Raw genomic sequence first — 16,657 nt, 5'->3', positions numbered from 1 at the left:
GTGGATGGTCATCGCACCCACCATCAGCGCCATCACCGCGTTGGGCGGAATGCCCAGCGTCAGCAGCGGGATGAAGGAGGTTTGCGCAGCGGCGTTGTTGGCCGATTCCGGGCCTGCCACGCCTTCGATGGCACCCTTGCCGAACTCATGCGCGTACTTCGAGGTCTTCTTTTCCAGCGAGTAGGCCGCAAACGAAGCCAGCGCAGCACCGCCACCCGGCAGGATGCCCAGCGCCGAACCCAGCACCGTGCCACGCAGCACCGCGGGGATCATGCGCTTGAAGTCTTCCTTGGTCGGGAACAGGTTGGTGATGTGGTCGGTGAAGGTCTCGCGGGCATCCTTCTGTTCCAGGTTCGCGATGATTTCCGCGAAACCGAACACACCCATCGCCACCGAGACGAAGTTCAGGCCGTCGGTGAGTTCAGGCACGTCGAAGGAGAAGCGCGCCGCGCCCGAGTTCACGTCGGTACCGACCAGGCCCAGCAGCAGGCCCAGCACGATCATCGCAATGGCCTTGACCAGCGAACCGGAAGCCAGCACCACGGCGCCGATCAGGCCCAGCACCATCAGCGAGAAGTATTCGGCGGGACCGAACTTGAACGCCAGTTCCGACAGCGGCGCAGCAAATGCCGCCAGGATCAGGGTAGCCACGCAGCCGGCGAAGAACGAGCCCAGGCCGGCGGTGGCTAACGCCACCCCCGCTCGTCCTCGCCTGGCCATCTGGTAGCCATCGATGGTAGTCACCACCGACGACGATTCACCCGGCAGGTTGACCAGAATGGCGGTGGTGGAGCCACCGTACTGGGCGCCGTAGTAAATACCGGCCAGCATGATGAGCGCGGCCACCGGCGGCAGCGTGTAGGTCACCGGCAGCAGCATGGCGATGGTGGCCAGAGGCCCCAGGCCCGGCAGCACGCCGATCAGGGTACCCAGCACGCAGCCCAGGAAGGCGTATGCCAGGTTTTGCAGCGTCAGGGCGGTCGAGAAGCCGAGGCCCAGGTTGGCTAGTAGTTCCATATGGCCGTCTCCTTAACCTGCCAAGAATGCAGGCCACACCGGCATCTGCAGATTGATGCCATACACGAACGCACCCATGCTGATCAGCACCAGGATGACCGCGTTTGCGACAGCGCCTTTCCAGCTGAATTCATGGCTGGCCATCGAGGACACCAGTACCAGGACCAGCACGGACAACACCATGCCCAGCGGCTTGAGCATGAGGCCGAACAGCACCACCGAACCCAGGATCCACAACAGCGTCTTGATGTCCCAGCGCGCCAGCTGATCTTCTTCCTTCTTGGCGGACAGGGAACCCCACAGCACCAGCGCGCCCAGCAGGGCGAGCACGATGCCGAGCCAGAACGGGAAATATCCCGGGCCCATCTTGGCGGCGGTGCCCATGGAATAACCACGTGCGACCCAGGAAAAGCCGAATCCGACCAGGATGAACATCAGGCCGGAGGCAAAGTCCTTTTGGCTACGAATGCGCAAAATGATTCTCCTCGAAAAAACTGCTTGAAATCCGTGCGGCCGTCGATGTTGCAGTGCGCAAAAATGACGCTTGCATTCGTCCTGCCGCTGGCAGGGTGGAAATTAAGGGGGGGACCTTTCAGCTACCTTTCAGATGTCTGCAAAAATGGTCAATCTCCGGGTATCTCCCTAGGCGACATATGAAGGCGGGCCGGACGGCATGGCGCCGGCGCCGGATTGCGCCTCGCAACGGGGGCGCGGCAGTGCTGACATGGCGCTGCGTTATCATCGTCGGCTGCGCTGCCGTTGCCGCCGCGTACGCAGCCCGCGGCCGATGCGGCGCGGCATTGGTACTGAAAGGGAAAGCCGTCTTGGAAAGCATTGACCATGTCATCCTGATCGGCGCCATCGTGATGTCCCTGGGCATTGTGGTGGGCGCCTTCTCGGCGCGCCTGGGCGTGCCTTTCCTGCTTGTCTTCTTGTCGGTCGGCATGCTGGCTGGCGTGGATGGCCCCGGCGGCATCCGCTTTGCCAACACCTGGCTGAGCTTCCTGGTCGGCAACCTGGCGTTGGCGGTGATCCTGCTCGATGGCGGCCTGCGTACCCGGCTGGCGACTTTCCGGGTTGCGTTGCGGCCGTCCCTGTCGCTGGCCACCGTCGGGGTCCTGGTCACGACCGGGCTGGTGGGCCTGTTCGCCGCCTGGGTGCTGGAGATCGACTGGAAGCTCGGCCTGCTGCTGGGCGCCATCGTGGGCTCGACCGATGCCGCGGCGGTGTTCTCGCTGCTCAATACCAGCGGCATCCGGCTCAAGGAGCGGGTCGCCAGCGTGCTGGAGATCGAGTCCGGCATCAACGACCCGATGGCCATCTTCCTGACCCTGACGCTGATCGACTGGATCGCCGCGCCCGCCGGCCTGAGCCCCGGCGCGCTGGTGTGGCGCCTGCTGGTGCAGTTTGGGGTGGGCGGCTTGCTCGGGCTCGGGTTGGGCTACTGCCTGGCCAATGTGATGGAGCGCATGCGCGTGGCCGAAGGCTTGCAGGCCATCCTGCTGTGCTCTGGCGGTGCCATGGTGTTCGCGATCGTGCAGACCGCGGGCGGCAGCGGCTTCCTGGCGGTCTACCTGACCGGCATCCTGGTGGGCAACCGCGACCGTGCGGTCAGCGCCGACACCATGCGGGCGATGGATGGCATGGCCTGGCTGTCGCAGTCCGCGATGTTCCTGCTGCTTGGCCTGCTGGTGGCGCCCCACCGGATCTGGGAAGTGGCGCTGCCGGCGGTGGCGGTGGCGGCCTTCCTCATGCTGGTGGCGCGCCCGGCGGCAGTCTGGCTGGCGCTGCTGCCGTTCCGTTTCAGCGCGCGCGAGAAGGGCTTCGTGGCGTGGATGGGCTTGCGCGGGGCCGTGCCCATCGTGCTGGCGCTGTTCCCGATGCTGCAGGGCATGCCGGACTCCGGGCTGCTGTTTCGCATTGCGTTTGCGGTGGTGCTGGCCAGCCTGCTGCTGCAGGGCACCACCGTGCCGCTGGCGGCACGGCTGGCGCGTGTGTTGCGGCCCGCCTATCCCGAGCCGCTGGCCCGCGCGCGCCTGCACGGCACCCATGGGCCGGCGCTGGAGGTGATGCAGTTCAGGGTCGGGGCGGATTCCCCCACCGAGAACCTGCGCGGCGACCAGCTTGAGTTGCCGCCGCGCTGCCGCTTGCTGACGGTGGTGCGCGACAAGGCCCTGGTAGCACCCGAGCAGACCATGCTGGCGGCCGGCGACGTGGTTGCCATCCTGGCGCCTGCCACCAGCGTGCCGATGCTGGCGCTGCTGTTCCACCGCCCCGGGCCGGCGCCGGCCTGGGGCAAGGCAAGCCATGATTTCCTCTTGTCCGGGGAGGCCATGCTGCGGGATGTGGCGGGGCTTTACGGTACGCGGGAGCTGAGCGCCGACGAAGCCGCCCGGACGCTGGAAGCTGCCATGCAGAAGGCATTTACGTCGCCGCCGGTGGAGGGCGACGCGGTGGAGATCGCTGGATTGAAGCTGACCGTGACGCGCATGGACGGGCCACGCATCATCCAGGTGGGCTTGCTGCTGCCGCGCGCGGAGTCCGGCGCGACCAGTCCGGAGGTGTCCTGACGGCTGGCGGGGACGCCCCGAGCAGGAATGAAAAACGGCCCGCGCGGGCCGTTTTTCATTCAAGGGGCTGCGTTTTGCCTGGCGGATCAGTCCACCTTGGCACCAGACACCTTGACGATCTGCGCATACTTCTTCAACTCACGCTGCACCAGCGCCCCGAACTGCTCCGGCGTGGTCGGCGCCGGCTGGGCGCCAATCCGGGCCAGCCTGGCCTTCATGTCGTCGGTCTTGAGGATGGCCACGATCTCGTGGTTGAGACGGTCGACGATCTCCTTCGGCGTATTGGCCGGCGCGAACACGCCGAACCACGTGGAGATGTCAAAGCCCTCCAGCCCCAAGCCTTTGCCAGCCTCCGCAATGGTCGGCAACTCGGGGAAGGCGGCGGCACGCGTGGCGGTGGTGACGGCAAACGCCTTGAGCTTGCCGGCCTTGATATTGGCCGAGGCCGAGGCGAGGTTGTCGAAGATCATGTCGGTCTGCCCGGACAGCACCGACAACTGCGCGGGCGACGCGCCGTTATAGGGAATGTGAACCATGCTCACCCTGGCCAGGCTCTTGAACAACTCGCCGGACAGGTGGCCGGCGCTGCCGTTGCCGCCCGAGGCATAGTCCAGTTTGCCGGGGTTCTTGCGCGCGTACTCCACCAGCTCGCGCACATTGCCGATATGCAGCTCGGCGGCCTTGCCGGGATGCATGACCAGCACGTTGGGCACGTCGGCCACCAGCGTGATCGGGCTGAAGTCCTTAACCGGGTCGTAAGGCATCCTGGCGAACAACGTCGGGTTGATGGCGTGGGTGGCTACCGCGCCCATCACGATCGTGTAGCCGTCGGCGGGCTGCTTGGCCACGTAGTCGGCACCGATATTGCCGCCGGCGCCGGGGCGGTTTYCCACCACGACGGGCTGGCCAAGGCTGTCCTTGAGTTTGTCGCCGATGGCGCGCGCCACGGTGTCGAGCGGGCCGCCGGCCGGGTAGGGCACCACGAACTTGAGGGGCTTGACCGGGTAGGCGGCCGCGGCGGCGGCTGGCGCCGCGCCGATGGCGCCAAGGATGCCAATGGCGGGCAGGGCTGCGGCGAACAGCGCCGCGGCAAGTTTTTGCTTGAACATGGGGATGCGTCGGTAGGGATTGGGAATCTGGGCGCGCGAGGCGGCCTGGGCCTGGCGGCTGGGAATCTCGTTTACAAGCTGGCGGAGCCTACTTCATGCCGATGCCGCGCGCCATCATCACCGCGCATAGCGGCAGCAGGATCAGCAGGTGGGCCTCGATCATGACCCAGCGCCGGGCGGATTTCAGCTCGGCCGGCATCGGCACGAAGTCCGGCAGGCTGCGCGCCTGACGGCGCCAGCGCTGGATGGCGAAGGTGGGCGGCAGCGAGCACAGCGCAATCACTACGAACACAGTGATCTTGGCGTGGAACCACGGGTTGTGCAGGTAGAACTGCGCGCCCTTGGCGCCGTAGAACAGCCGCAGCAGGCCGGTCGCCAGCACCGCCATGGCGGACAGGAAGTAGATCAGGTCGTAGACCGAGAGCCGCCTGAGCGTGGCCGGGGTCATGCCGGGCCGCAGCACGACGGCCTCGGCGGTCATCAGGGCGATCAGCAGGAAGATGAAAGTAAAGTGCAGGAAGGCCAGCAGGGCGTCGGTCAGCATCCAAACTCCTCTCTTGGTGGGGCACGCGCCGGACGCCGGCGCGCACAGGGTAAGGTTCTCTGCTTGTTTCGCTACGGCTACTGCAACTTTCCGCCCGCGCCGCCGGAGCGGCGCAGGCGGCCATGCCTGACTTACAGCACGCCCTTGGCGCGCAGTGCGGCAATCTGCTCCGGCGTATAGCCCAGCATGTCGCCGAGCACGGCATCCGTGTGTTCGCCCAGCAGCGGCGGGTGGCGCACGGCTTCGGGTGGCGTCGCGCTCATCTTGATCGGGCTGCCCACCAGCTTGACTTCGCCGGCGCTGGGGTGCGGCAGGTCCACGCGCAGGCCGCGCGCCTTGACCTGGGCATCGTCGAACACGTCGTCCAGGGTATTGATCGGGCCGCAGGGGACGCCGGCGGCTTCCAGGTCGAGGATCCACTGGGCGCGGGTGCGCGGTCTGACCATCTCGGCGATGATCGGCACCAGCACGTCGCGGTGCGCCACGCGCTGCGGGTTGGTGGCGAAGCGCGGATCGTCGGCCAGCTCGGGGCGCCCGCCGGCGGCGACGAACTTGCGGAACTGCCCGTCATTGCCCACCGCGACGATGATCCAGCCATCGGCGGCCTGGAAGGTCTGGTAGGGGACGATGTTGGGGTGCGCGTTGCCCCAGCGCCTGGGCGCCACGCCGCTGGCCAGGTAATTGGTATTCATGTTGGCCAGCATGGCCACCTGCACGTCGAGCAGGGCCATGTCGATGTACTGGCCTTCGCCCGTACGCTCGCGGTGGGCCAGCGCGGCCAGCACGGCGATGGTGGCGTACTGGCCGGTCATCAGGTCGGAGATGGCCACGCCGGCCTTCTGCGGGCCGCCGCCGGGCAGGTCGTCGCGCTCGCCGGTCAGGCTCATGAAGCCGCCCATGCCCTGGATGATGAAGTCGTAACCGGGGCGGGCCGCGTAGGGACCGGTCTGGCCGAAGCCCGTCACCGAGCAATAGATCAGGTCCGGCTTGATCGCCTTGAGCGAGTCGTAGTCCAGGCCGTACTTCTTCAGTTGGCCGACCTTGTAGTTCTCCAGCACCACATCGCTCTGGGCGGCCAGCGCGCGCACCAGTTCCTGGCCTTCGGGCGTGCTGATGTCGCAGGTGACCGAGCGCTTGTTGCGGTTGGCCGCCAGGTAGTAGGCGGCCTCCGCGGTATCGCGGCCCGCGCCGTCCTGCAGCCAGGGCGGGCCCCAGGTGCGGGTGTCGTCGCCGGCGCCGGGGCGCTCGATCTTGATCACGTCGGCGCCGAAGTCGGCTAGGTTCTGGGCGCACCAGGGCCCGGCGAGAACACGGGTCAGGTCGAGGACGCGGAGGTGGCTTAAAGCTCCCATGGGGTGTGATGCGGATCCGGCAAGAGTGGCAAAGGGAAGGCCGGGCGGCCCCGCCGTCTGTCTGGGCGGCGGCTTGCGGGGCAGTCGGGGCAGGCGTGAAACCGGCCCGGGGGCGTCCGGCAGGGACAGCCAGCACTTTACCACCGGCACGCCGCCGGGAGCACATCGCGCCATGCGGGGAGTGTGCCGGGGCGGGGCGCCGCGGGCCGCGCGCGACGAATCCCCGGCGGGCTGCCGCGCGGCGGGGCTTCCCCGTATAATCAATGGTTTGCAAATCCTCCATCTTGACCGACAGCGCCCTGCCACGCCGCCGGACGCCCTGCCCAGAACATGAAAGTCTCCGACATCCGCAGCAAGTTCCTGCAGTACTTCGAATCGAAGGGCCATACCGTGGTCCGCTCGTCCAGCCTGGTGCCGGGGAACGATCCGACGTTGCTGTTCACCAATTCCGGCATGGTGCAGTTCAAGGACGTGTTCCTGGGCACCGACAAGCGCCCCTACACCCGCGCGACCTCGTCGCAGCGTTCGGTGCGCGCCGGCGGCAAGCACAACGACCTGGAGAACGTGGGTTACACCGCGCGTCACCACACCTTCTTTGAAATGCTCGGCAACTTCTCGTTTGGCGATTATTTCAAGCGCGAGGCCATCCAGTACGCATGGGAGCTGCTGACCAAGGTCTACCAGCTGCCGGCCGAGAAGCTGTGGGTCACGGTGTACGCGGAAGACGACGAAGCCTACGACATCTGGGCCAAGGAAGTCGGCGTGCCGGCGGAGCGCATCGTGCGCATCGGCGACAACAAGGGCGCGCGCTATGCCTCGGACAACTTCTGGCAGATGGCGGACACCGGCCCCTGCGGCCCCTGCTCGGAAATCTTCTACGACCACGGCCCGGAAGTGTGGGGCGGCCCGCCGGGATCGCCGGAGGAAGACGGCGACCGCTACATCGAGATCTGGAACCTGGTGTTCATGCAGTTCAACCGGGACGAGCAAGGCAATATGCCGCGCCTGCCCAAGCCCTGCGTCGACACCGGCATGGGCCTGGAGCGTATCGCCGCGGTGCTGCAGCACGTGCACAGCAACTATGAGATCGACCTGTTCCAGGCGCTGATCAAGGGTGCCGCGCGCGAGACCCATACCGACAACCTCAACCAGAACTCGCTCAAGGTCATCGCCGACCACATCCGTGCCTGCGCCTTCCTGATCGTCGACGGCGTGATCCCCGGCAATGAAGGCCGCGGCTACGTGCTGCGCCGTATCATCCGCCGCGCCATCCGCCACGGCTACAAGCTGGGCCAGAAGACGCCGTTCTTCCACAAGCTGGTAGCCGACCTGGTGGCGCAGATGGGCGAAGCCTATCCGGAGCTGGCCGAGGCCGAATCGCGTGTGGTGGAAGTGCTCAAGGCCGAGGAAGAGCGCTTCTTCGAGACCATCGAGAACGGCATGTCCATCCTCGATGCCGCACTGGCCGATATCAAGCTCAAGGGCGGCAAGGTGCTCGACGGCGAACTCGCCTTCAAGCTGCACGATACCTTTGGCTTCCCGCTGGACCTGACGCAGGACGTGTGCCGCGAGCAGGAACTGACGGTGGACGAAGCCGCCTTCGACGCGGCCATGAACCGCCAGCGCGAGCAGGCCCGTGCGGCCGGCAAGTTCAAGATGGCGGCCGGCCTGGAGTACAAGGGCGACAAGACCACCTTCCACGGCTACGAGAAGCTGGGCGTGGACGGCGCGAAGATCACCGCGCTGTATGTGGATGGCGCCGCCGTGGACACCATGCAGCCCGGCCAGACCGGCGTGGTGGTGCTCGACAACACGCCGTTCTACGCCGAGTCCGGCGGCCAGGCCGGCGACCAGGGCGAACTGAAGAACGGCGATGCCGTCTTCACCGTGGCCGACACCACCAAGGTGCAGGCCGACGTGTTCGGCCACCAGGGCACCCTGGCGGGCGGCGCGCTCAAGGTGGGCGACAGCGTTACCGCGCAGGTCGATGCGCAGCGCCGCGCGCGCACCGTGCGCAACCACTCGGCCACCCACCTGATGCACAAGGCCTTGCGTGAAGTGCTGGGCAGCCACGTGCAGCAGAAGGGCTCGCTGGTCGATGCCGACAAGACCCGCTTCGACTTCTCGCACAATGCCGCGATGACCGACGAGCAGATCCGCCGCGTGGAGGAAATCGTCAACGCCGAGATCCTGCAGAACGCGGCCACCGGCGCCGAAGTCATGCCCTTCGACGACGCCGTCAAGAGCGGCGCCATGGCGCTGTTCGGCGAGAAGTACGCCGACGACGTGCGGGTGCTGTCGATCGGCAGCTCCAAGGAACTTTGCGGCGGCACCCACGTGACCCGCACCGGCGATATCGGCGTGTTCAAGATCGTGATGGAAGGCGGCGTGGCAGCGGGTATCCGCCGCGTCGAAGCCATCACCGGCGATAACGCGCTGCACTACCTGCAGGCGCTGGACGCCAAGCTGAACGAAGCCGCCGCCGCGCTCAAGGCGCAACCGTCCGAGCTGGTGCCGCGTATCGGCCAGGTGCAGGAACAGGTGCGCGCGCTGGAGAAGGAGCTGGAACGCCTCAAGAGCAAGCTGGCCGCCTCGCAGGGCGACGAGCTGGCGGCGCAGGCCATCGACGTCAAGGGCATCAAGGTGCTGGCAGCCCAGCTTGACGGCGCCGACGTCAAGACGCTGCGCGAGACCATGGACAAGCTCAAGGACAAGCTGGGCACCGCGGCCATCGTGCTGGGCGCCGTGGCCGACGGCAAGGTCAGCCTGATCGCCGGTGTTACCGCCGATGCCACTGGCAGGGTCAAGGCCGGCGAGCTGGTCAACTTTGTCGCGCAGCAGGTCGGCGGCAAGGGCGGCGGCCGTCCGGACATGGCGCAGGCCGGCGGCACGGAGCCGGCCAATCTGCCCAAGGCGCTGGCTGGCGTCGGCGAGTGGGTGGCGGCCAAGGTCTGAGGCAACGCCGAGGCTTGAAACGAAGCCGACTGGCTGGGTCAACACCATCCGCCGGCTGTCTCTCCCTCTCCCCTCAGGGGGAGAGGGAGCAAACCGGCAGGAGTCTGAATCCCCCGCAGCATCGAAAAGGCGCCCCCGGCGCTTTTTTTACGTCGACGCGCGGCTCAGCTTCCCCACGAGCGTCAGGATGTCGATCGGCAGCGGAAACACGATCGTCGAACTCTTGTCCCCCGCGATCTGCGTCAGCGTCTGCAGGTAGCGCAACTGCATTGCCTGCGGCTCCTTCGCCAGCATCTGCGCCGCCTCGAGCAGCTTCACCGAAGCCTGCAATTCCCCCTCCGCATGAATCACCTTGGCGCGCCGTTCGCGCTCGGCCTCGGCCTGGCGCGCGATGGCGCGGATCATGGATTCATTGAGGTCGACGTGCTTGATCTCCACGTTGGACACCTTGATGCCCCAGCTATCGGTCTGGGCATCCAGCGCTTTCTGGATATCGATATTGAGCTGCTCGCGCTCCGCCAGCATCTCGTCGAGTTCGTGCTTGCCCAGCACCGAGCGCAGTGTGGTCTGCGCCAGCTGGCTGGTGGCTTCGAGGAAATTCGCTACCTGGATGATGGCCCGCTCCGGGTCGATCACGCGGAAGTACACCACCGCGTTCACCTTGACCGACACGTTGTCGCGCGAGATCACGTCCTGCGGCGGCACGTCCATCACCACCGTGCGCAAGTCCACGCGCACCATCTGCTGCACCGCCGGGATCAGGATCACCAGCCCCGGCCCCTTGACCCTCCAGAAGCGCCCCAGCATGAACACCACGCCGCGCTCGTACTCGCGCAGCACGCGGATGGACGAAACGATCAGCAGGGCTATCAGGAAGACCAGACCGCCTGCGCTGAATCCGAATGCCATGATCAAGCTCCTTGGGTGGATGATTGAATCGGGGCCGCGTCCGTGGCCCGTACCTCGAGCAGCAGCCCGTGGCGCCCGATGACCAGCACGTGCTGGCCGCGCGCCAGCGGCATGGCGCTGTGCACCTGCCAGCGTTCGCCGCGCACTTCGGCCCAGCCATCGTCCCAGAGGTCTTCCAGCACCACGCCGGGCGTACCGATCAAGGCATCGCCGCCGTTGATCGAAGGCATGCGGCGCGCGCGCCAGAGCAGCGTCCAGACCGCGAACAGGAACAGCGCGCTGGCCAGGGCCAGGCTGCCGATCAGCCACAGCGGAATGCCGAAGCCGGGCACGTCGGTGTCGATCAGCATCACCGCACCGAAGATGAAAGCGATGATGCCGCCCACGCCCAGTGCGCCAAAGGTCGGCAGGTACAACTCGGCCACCATGCAGCCGATGCCCAGTGCAATCAGCCCCAGCCCCGCGTAACTGACCGGCAGCATATGCAGCGCGAACAGCGCCAGCAGCAGGCAGATCGCGCCGCCTACGCCGGGCACCACCATGCCCGGGGTGGAAAACTCGAAGATCAGGCCGTAGATGCCGGCCATCATCAGGATCAGCGCCACGCTGGGATCCGTGATGACCCCCAGGAAGTTGTCGCGCCAGTCCGGTTCCAGCACCTGCACCGGCGCCTGCGCGGTGCGCAGCACGCGCTCCGCACCGGCCGCCTGGATGCGGCGCCCATCCACGGCGCGCAGCAGGGCGGGCAGGTCGGGTGCGATCAGATCGGCAACATGCTGCGTCACGGCTTCATTCGCAGACAGGCTGACCGCCTCGCGGACCGCGCGCTCGCCCCACTCGGCATTGCGCCCGCGCAGTTGCGCCAGGCCGCGGATATAGGCCGAGGCGTCATGCATCTGCTTGCGCTCCATGACGTCTTGCGGCGGCGCGCTCGCGGGCGCCGAGGCCGGTGCGGTTTCCGGCTTTTGCGGCCCGCCGATGCCGATCTGCACCGGGCTGGCGGCGCCAAGATTGGTGCCCGGCGCCATCGCCGCGATATGGCTGGCATAGAGGATGTAGGTGCCGGCGCTGGCCGCGCGCGCGCCGCCTGGATAGACATAGCTTGCCACCGGTATCGGCGAGGCCAGGATGGCCTGGATGATCTCGCGCATCGACAGGTCCAGCCCGCCCGGCGTGTCCATCTCCAGCACGATCAACTGGGCGCCGGCCTCGCGCGCGCGCGTCATGCCGCGCAGGATGAAGCTGGCGCTGGCCGGGCCGACCGCGCCTTTCAGGGCGATCACGACGACGGGCGCCCTGGCATTGGCGATGCTGGCTGCCGTGGGGGCGGTCGTGGACGCCGGCTCAGGGGCACTTGCCTGCGCGTTGGCTGGCGTGGCGGGCGTGGCCACGGCCGCGGCAACGGCTAGCAAGAGGCCGGCGGCAAGCCATCGAAAGAGCATCTGGGCATGCTTCATGGCAGTGACGCCGGCACGAGGGGTGCAAACGCGGCGCCACTTCCAGTGTAGGCGACCGGGCACATCTTGCCGGTGTGCGCCAGCCGCGTTGCGTGGCGAATGGACTCAGGCCGCCGCGGCGAGGCCAGGCTGCGACGCGCGGAACGTGTCGGCCAGCGCACCCAGCGCGGTGCTGGCCATGGCCGGATGCCAGGCCAGCAGTGTGCAGACCTGRCCGGCCGGGCCGAGGCCGTGGATGCTGATCTTGGGCAGGTCGCGGTACAGGCCAAGTACCGAGCGCGGCACAATGGCCACGCCAATGCCAGCGGCGGCGCAGGCAATGATGGCGTGGTAGGAGCCGAGCTCCAGCACCCGGCGCGGCAGGCTGTCGCTGGCGCCAAACCAGGCTTCCAGCCGCGCGCGGTAGTTGCAGCCGGATTCGAAGGCCAGCATGGTGCGGTTTTCCAGGTCGGCGGCGCTGTGGATGGGCGCGTGGCGCTCGCGCGCGACCAGGACCAGTTCCTCCTGGTACGCGGGCAGCCACGCCAGCGCGGGGTCATCCAGGGGCTCGGCCACAAAGGCGCAGTCCACCTCGAAGCGCGCCAGCGCCTGCATGGCCTGGCGCGTGGTGCAGGTCACCAGTTCGAGCTGCACATCCGGCCAGGCCTGGTGATAGGCAGCCAGCACGGCGGGCAGGCGGCTGGCCGCCGTGCTTTCCATCGAGGCGATGCGCAGGCGGCCTTGCGGCTTGGCTGGCAGTACAGCCTGGCGCGCTTCTTCGGCCAGGTCCAGCACGCGCCGGGCGTAGTCGAACAAGGTTTTTCCGGCGGGCGTCAGCACCATGCGCTTGCCGTCGCGCAGGAACAGCTCGACGCCGAGCGAGCTTTCCAGTTGCCGGATGCGGGTGGTGACGTTGGATTGCACGCGGTGCAGGCGGGCGGCGGCGCGCGTGACGCCGCCTTCCTCGACCACGGCGCGGAAGATCTCCAGGGAGGCCAGGTCCATTGCGATCTCCATTGACAGGTAGGCGGAAGCGGGTGGTGACGAGTGGTAGCGGCTGGTTGCCGCATACGCAGCGGAATCATCTTGAATGAAGATGATTGTGTTCTCAATTATTCATTTTTTGGTTTGCCGATCCGAGCGTAGCATGCTGCCATGAACTCGACACTCTCCATCGCCCTCCACCGGGCGCGCGCGTAGATGAGCAGCGCCGACCGTCAGCTTGTCAGCGCCATTGCGCCGGTTAGTACGCAGCCCGGAGTCTGGGCCGTGGCGCTGGCGGGCCTGGCGGCGCTGGGCGTGGCAATGGGCATCGGCCGCTTCGCCTTTACGCCGCTACTGCCCATGATGCTGCACGACGGCAGCGTCACGCTGGGAGAGGGCGGCTGGCTCGCCACGCTGAACTACCTGGGATACTTCGCCGGCGCCGCAGCCTGCCTGTTCATCCGTCCCGATCCGGCGCGCATGGTCCGCTGCGGGCTGGTTGCCACTGTGCTGCTGACGCTCGGCATGGCCGCCCCCGGCGGCATGGCGGCCTGGGGGCTGTGGCGCGCCGCGGCCGGCGTGGCCAGCGCGCTGGTCATGGTCTACGGCTCGGCCTGGTGCATGCACCGGCTGGCCGAACTGGGCAGGGCACCGCTGGGCGGCGTGATCTTTTGCGGGCCGGGGATCGGTATTGTCTTTACTGGTGTCTCGGCCTTCGCCATGGTGAGTGCCGGCTGGCGAGCCAGCTGGGGCTGGCTGGCCTTCGGCGTGCTCGCGGTGCTGCTGGTTGGTGCGACCTGGCACATCTTCACGCCGGCGCCGCGCGGCGCGCACGCCGGCGGACCGGCCGCGCTGGCGCCACCGGCGCCGCGGCTGAACCGCGAGACCTGGCTGCTCACGCTGGCCTATGGCCTGGCCGGATTCGGCTACATCATTACCGCCACCTTCCTGCCTGTGATCGCGCGCCAGGCCATGCCGGGCTCGCTATGGGCCGACCTGTTCTGGCCCATCTTCGGCGTGGGCGTGATCATCGGCGCCTTCGTGGCCTCGCGCGTCAGCACGGAGCGCGACAATCGCCGGCTGCTGGCCTTTACCTATGCCATGCAGGCGATCGGCGTGGCCATCGCGGTGGTCTGGCCGACGGTGGCCGGCTTCGCGCTCAGCAGCATGCTGGCGGGGCTGCCTTTCAACGCGCTGGTGTCGTTCGCCATGCGCGAGGCACGGCGGCTGTGGGGCGCGCAGGCGCAGCGCCTGATGGGCCTGATGACCGCCAGCTATGGCCTCGGCCAGATCGTCGGGCCGCCGCTGGCCACGGCCCTGGTGGCGCGCAGCGGCGGCTTCGCGGCTTCGCTGTGCTGCGCGGTCGCGGCCCTGCTGCTGGGGGGCGCGATCTTCGCCTGGATGAGCCGGACGGAGTCCACCCCGGCCGCGGCGTGAGGGCGGGGCCGGGCCGTTGCGGGACGCCCTGACGCCGCACCTGGCTTGCGCTACAGTATCGCCTTCGCCGTCCACGGTGCCGGTTGGCAGAACCGGCGCGCGGGGCGGCGCAGGAGACCGTCCATGTCCTTTGCCTTGCAGCCCGCCCGTGCCGCGGGCGCCACCCAGCCCGCCACGCAGGCCGAACTGCGCATGCGCGCCGACCTGGCCGCGGCTTACCGCCTGTGCGCCCTGCAGGGCTGGGATGACCTGATCTACACGCATATCTCGGCCACCGTGCCTGGCGAGCCCGGTCACTTCCTGATCAATCCCTTCGGTTTTGCCTTCGATGAGATCCGCGCTAGCGACCTGGTCAAGATCAACGGGCGTGGCGAGGTGGTGGGCGAAAGCGCGCATCCCGTCAATGTCACCGGCTTCGCGCTGCACGGCGCGGTGCATGCCGCGCGCCCGGATGCGGTGTGCGTGATGCACCTGCACAACAGCGCCGGCGTGTCGGTATCGGCCCAGGCCTGCGGCCTGCTGGCGCTGTCGCAACATGCCATGCGTTTCTATGGCCGCCTGGCTTGCCACGACTACGAGGGGCTGGCTTTCACGCCCGCCGAGGGCGCGCGGCTGACCGCTTCGCTGGGCCAGCATCCCGCCATGCTGCTGCGCAACCACGGCACGCTGACGGTGGGCCGGACCGTGGCCGAGGCTTATGTGCTGATGGCGACCCTCATCAAGGCGTGCGAGATCCAGCTGGGCGCGCAGGCCGGCGGACAGGTCGTGCAGCCGCCGCACGCGCTGGCGCAACGGGCTTCCGAGCAGCTTCACGACGACGGCGCCGTCGAAGGCGCGCTGGAATGGCCATCGTTGTTGCGCAAACTGGATAGAATCGATGGTTCGTACCGCGATTGACGGACCCGGGCCCGTCGGTCGGGATGCGCGTCCACCCCGCATCCCCAGGCCCGGCAATATAACCAGACAACAGGAATCAAACCATGCCGACTTACCATGTAGAACTCTTCGAAGGCCGCACCATCGAGCAAAAGCGCAAGCTGGTCGAGGAAGTCACCCGCGTTACCTGCGAAACGCTCGGCTGCTCGGCCTCGGCCGTGGATATCATCATTACCGACATCAAGCGCGAGAACTGGGCCACCGGCGGGGAACTGTGGGCTGACAAGAAATAAGCCACGCCAGGCCACGGCAAGCCAGACCGGAGCCAGCTTCAAACCAGCCAGCCGCCAGGCCAAAGGCCACAAGCCCCAACGCCAGCGGCTCGCGCCTCRCCACCCGCCACGGATTTCCCCATGCAGCATTTCGCCTCCGACAACTACGCCGGCTTCTGTCCGGAATCGCTCAAGTATTTCCTCGAAGCCAACGGCAGCGGCCACGAACAGGCCTACGGCGACGATTCGTGGACGCAGAAAGTCTGCGACCGCATCCGCGATCTGTTCCAGACCGACTGCGAGGTGTTCTTCGTCTTCAACGGCACAGCGGCGAATTCGCTGGCGTTGTCGGCGCTGTGCCAGTCGTACCATTCAGTGATTTGCCATGAGCTGGCGCACATCGAGACCGACGAGTGCGGCGGTCCGGAGTTTTTCTCCAACGGCTCCAAGCTGCTGACCGCGCCGGGCGCCAACGGCAAGCTCACGCCTGACGCGATCGAAGCGTTGGTCACGCGCCGCTCCGATATCCACTATCCCAAGCCCAAGGTGGTGTCGCTGACGCAGTCGACCGAGGTTGGCACGGTGTACACGGTGGAGGAGATTCGCGCCATCGCCGCCATCGCCAAGCGTCGCCAGTTGCGCGTGCACATGGATGGCGCTCGCTTTGCCAACGCCGTGGCTTCGCTCGGGGTGCATCCGTCGGAGATCACCTGGCGCGCGGGTGTCGACGTGCTGTGCTTCGGCGGCACCAAGAACGGCCTGCCGGTGGGCGAGGCGGTGGTCTTCTTCGACCGCAAGCTGGCCGAGGATTTCGCCTACCGCGTCAAGCAGGCCGGGCAGCTGGCCTCCAAGATGCGCTTTATCTCGGCGCCGTGGCTGGGCTTGCTGGAGAACGACGTGTGGCTGGGCAACGCCCGCCACGCCAACGCCATGGCGCAGTTGCTGCACCAGCGTATCGCCGGCATTCCCGGCGTGCGCATCATGTTCCCGACCGAGTCCAACGCGGTCTTTGCCGAGTTGCCGATTCCCGCGATCGAGGCCCTGCGTGCCAAGGGCTGGCGCTTCTACACCTTTATCGGTGCCGGCGGCTGCCGCTTCATGTGCGCGTGGGATCTGCAGCCGGAGACCGTCGAGGCGCTGGCGGCCGATATGCGCATTGCCTGCGGCGCCTGAACGCGCCCACCATAACAAGACCA

At 67.4% G+C, this 16,657-nt stretch carries 14 protein-coding genes; 6 read left to right on the top strand and 8 right to left on the bottom strand.

Annotated elements, in window-relative coordinates; all coding sequences use genetic code 11:
- Together AC1DN0_RS21120 and AC1DN0_RS21115 are read right to left on the bottom strand one after the other, a co-directional pair.
- Positions 1-1,017, bottom strand: a 1,017-nt coding sequence (locus AC1DN0_RS21120) for a tripartite tricarboxylate transporter permease (protein ID WP_477145970.1), incomplete at its 3' end; no start/stop codon positions are given.
- Positions 1,018-1,029: 12 nt separating this feature from the next.
- The gene (locus AC1DN0_RS21115) at positions 1,030-1,491 is read right to left on the bottom strand and encodes a tripartite tricarboxylate transporter TctB family protein (protein WP_035866512.1); all 462 of its coding nucleotides are present in this window, start codon (positions 1,489-1,491) and stop codon (positions 1,030-1,032) included.
- Positions 1,492-1,841: 350 nt separating this feature from the next.
- Between AC1DN0_RS21115 and AC1DN0_RS21110 the strand changes: the two genes are divergently transcribed.
- Complete coding sequence (locus tag AC1DN0_RS21110) at positions 1,842-3,587, top strand: potassium/proton antiporter (RefSeq protein WP_477102303.1); 1,746 nt, start codon at positions 1,842-1,844, stop codon at positions 3,585-3,587.
- An 86-nt stretch (positions 3,588-3,673) separates the two neighbouring features.
- Here the strand turns inward: AC1DN0_RS21110 and AC1DN0_RS21105 are convergent, their stop codons facing one another.
- The 3 genes from AC1DN0_RS21105 to AC1DN0_RS21095 all read right to left on the bottom strand — a co-directional run bounded on the left by AC1DN0_RS21105 (position 3,674) and on the right by AC1DN0_RS21095 (position 6,592).
- Positions 3,674-4,696: a tripartite tricarboxylate transporter substrate binding protein gene (locus AC1DN0_RS21105; protein ID WP_477145969.1), complete on the bottom strand. Its 1,023-nt coding sequence runs from the start codon at positions 4,694-4,696 to the stop codon at positions 3,674-3,676.
- An 88-nt stretch (positions 4,697-4,784) separates the two neighbouring features.
- Complete coding sequence (locus AC1DN0_RS21100; RefSeq protein ID WP_441636563.1) at positions 4,785-5,240, bottom strand: DUF2214 family protein; 456 nt, start codon at positions 5,238-5,240, stop codon at positions 4,785-4,787.
- Positions 5,241-5,371: 131 nt separating this feature from the next.
- Positions 5,372-6,592, bottom strand: coding sequence for a CaiB/BaiF CoA transferase family protein (locus AC1DN0_RS21095; RefSeq protein ID WP_441636565.1), 1,221 nt, complete (start codon positions 6,590-6,592; stop codon positions 5,372-5,374).
- Positions 6,593-6,922: 330 nt separating this feature from the next.
- On the opposite strand from AC1DN0_RS21095, the gene alaS reads away from it, so the two are divergent.
- Positions 6,923-9,547, top strand: coding sequence for an alanine--tRNA ligase (gene alaS / locus AC1DN0_RS21090; protein ID WP_477111856.1), 2,625 nt, complete (start codon positions 6,923-6,925; stop codon positions 9,545-9,547).
- A 147-nt stretch (positions 9,548-9,694) separates the two neighbouring features.
- Here the strand turns inward: alaS and AC1DN0_RS21085 are convergent, their stop codons facing one another.
- The 3 genes from AC1DN0_RS21085 to AC1DN0_RS21075 form a co-directional block, all read right to left on the bottom strand.
- A complete protein-coding gene (locus AC1DN0_RS21085; protein ID WP_477111855.1) occupies positions 9,695-10,456 on the bottom strand; it encodes a slipin family protein in 762 nt (253 codons plus the stop codon).
- A 2-nt stretch (positions 10,457-10,458) separates the two neighbouring features.
- Positions 10,459-11,913 carry an NfeD family protein gene (locus tag AC1DN0_RS21080; RefSeq protein ID WP_441636571.1) on the bottom strand — a complete coding sequence of 485 codons (1,455 nt, stop codon included), beginning with the start codon at positions 11,911-11,913 and terminating at the stop codon, positions 10,459-10,461.
- A 105-nt stretch (positions 11,914-12,018) separates the two neighbouring features.
- The gene (locus AC1DN0_RS21075) at positions 12,019-12,897 is read right to left on the bottom strand and encodes a LysR family transcriptional regulator (RefSeq protein ID WP_477111854.1); all 879 of its coding nucleotides are present in this window, start codon (positions 12,895-12,897) and stop codon (positions 12,019-12,021) included.
- Between the two features lie 195 nt (positions 12,898-13,092).
- Here AC1DN0_RS21075 and AC1DN0_RS21070 point away from each other — a divergent pair, with 195 nt between their 5' ends.
- From AC1DN0_RS21070 to AC1DN0_RS21055, 4 genes are all read left to right on the top strand, one after another.
- Entirely contained in the window at positions 13,093-14,313 is a 1,221-nt protein-coding gene (locus AC1DN0_RS21070) for a YbfB/YjiJ family MFS transporter (protein ID WP_477111853.1), read from the top strand.
- 123 nt (positions 14,314-14,436) lie between these two features.
- Positions 14,437-15,210, top strand: a complete 774-nt coding sequence (locus AC1DN0_RS21065; protein ID WP_477102297.1) for a class II aldolase/adducin family protein — start codon at positions 14,437-14,439, stop codon at positions 15,208-15,210.
- 83 nt (positions 15,211-15,293) lie between these two features.
- Positions 15,294-15,482, top strand: coding sequence for a 4-oxalocrotonate tautomerase (locus tag AC1DN0_RS21060; protein WP_035866483.1), 189 nt, complete (start codon positions 15,294-15,296; stop codon positions 15,480-15,482).
- Between the two features lie 120 nt (positions 15,483-15,602).
- Positions 15,603-16,634: a threonine aldolase family protein gene (locus tag AC1DN0_RS21055; RefSeq protein WP_441631592.1), complete on the top strand. Its 1,032-nt coding sequence runs from the start codon at positions 15,603-15,605 to the stop codon at positions 16,632-16,634.
- Positions 16,635-16,657 lie beyond the last annotated feature (23 nt).

The organism is Cupriavidus sp. 05N39 (genome assembly GCF_056397325.1).
This window is presented reverse-complemented; position numbering and strand designations above follow the sequence as displayed.

Bases quoted from the DNA above. Each gene is read 5' to 3' on its own strand.
- AC1DN0_RS21055 (WP_441631592.1), top strand. From the start codon at position 15,603: ATGCAGCATTTCGCCTCCGACAACTACGCCGGCTTCTGTCCGGAATCG.
- AC1DN0_RS21070 (WP_477111853.1), top strand. From the start codon at position 13,093: ATGAGCAGCGCCGACCGTCAGCTTGTCAGCGCCATTGCGCCGGTTAGT.
- AC1DN0_RS21065 (WP_477102297.1), top strand. From the start codon at position 14,437: ATGTCCTTTGCCTTGCAGCCCGCCCGTGCCGCGGGCGCCACCCAGCCC.
- AC1DN0_RS21085 (WP_477111855.1), bottom strand. From the start codon at position 10,456: ATGGCATTCGGATTCAGCGCAGGCGGTCTGGTCTTCCTGATAGCCCTG.
- AC1DN0_RS21060 (WP_035866483.1), top strand. From the start codon at position 15,294: ATGCCGACTTACCATGTAGAACTCTTCGAAGGCCGCACCATCGAGCAA.
- AC1DN0_RS21080 (WP_441636571.1), bottom strand. From the start codon at position 11,913: ATGAAGCATGCCCAGATGCTCTTTCGATGGCTTGCCGCCGGCCTCTTG.
- AC1DN0_RS21100 (WP_441636563.1), bottom strand. From the start codon at position 5,240: ATGCTGACCGACGCCCTGCTGGCCTTCCTGCACTTTACTTTCATCTTC.
- alaS (WP_477111856.1), top strand. From the start codon at position 6,923: ATGAAAGTCTCCGACATCCGCAGCAAGTTCCTGCAGTACTTCGAATCG.
- AC1DN0_RS21095 (WP_441636565.1), bottom strand. From the start codon at position 6,592: ATGGGAGCTTTAAGCCACCTCCGCGTCCTCGACCTGACCCGTGTTCTC.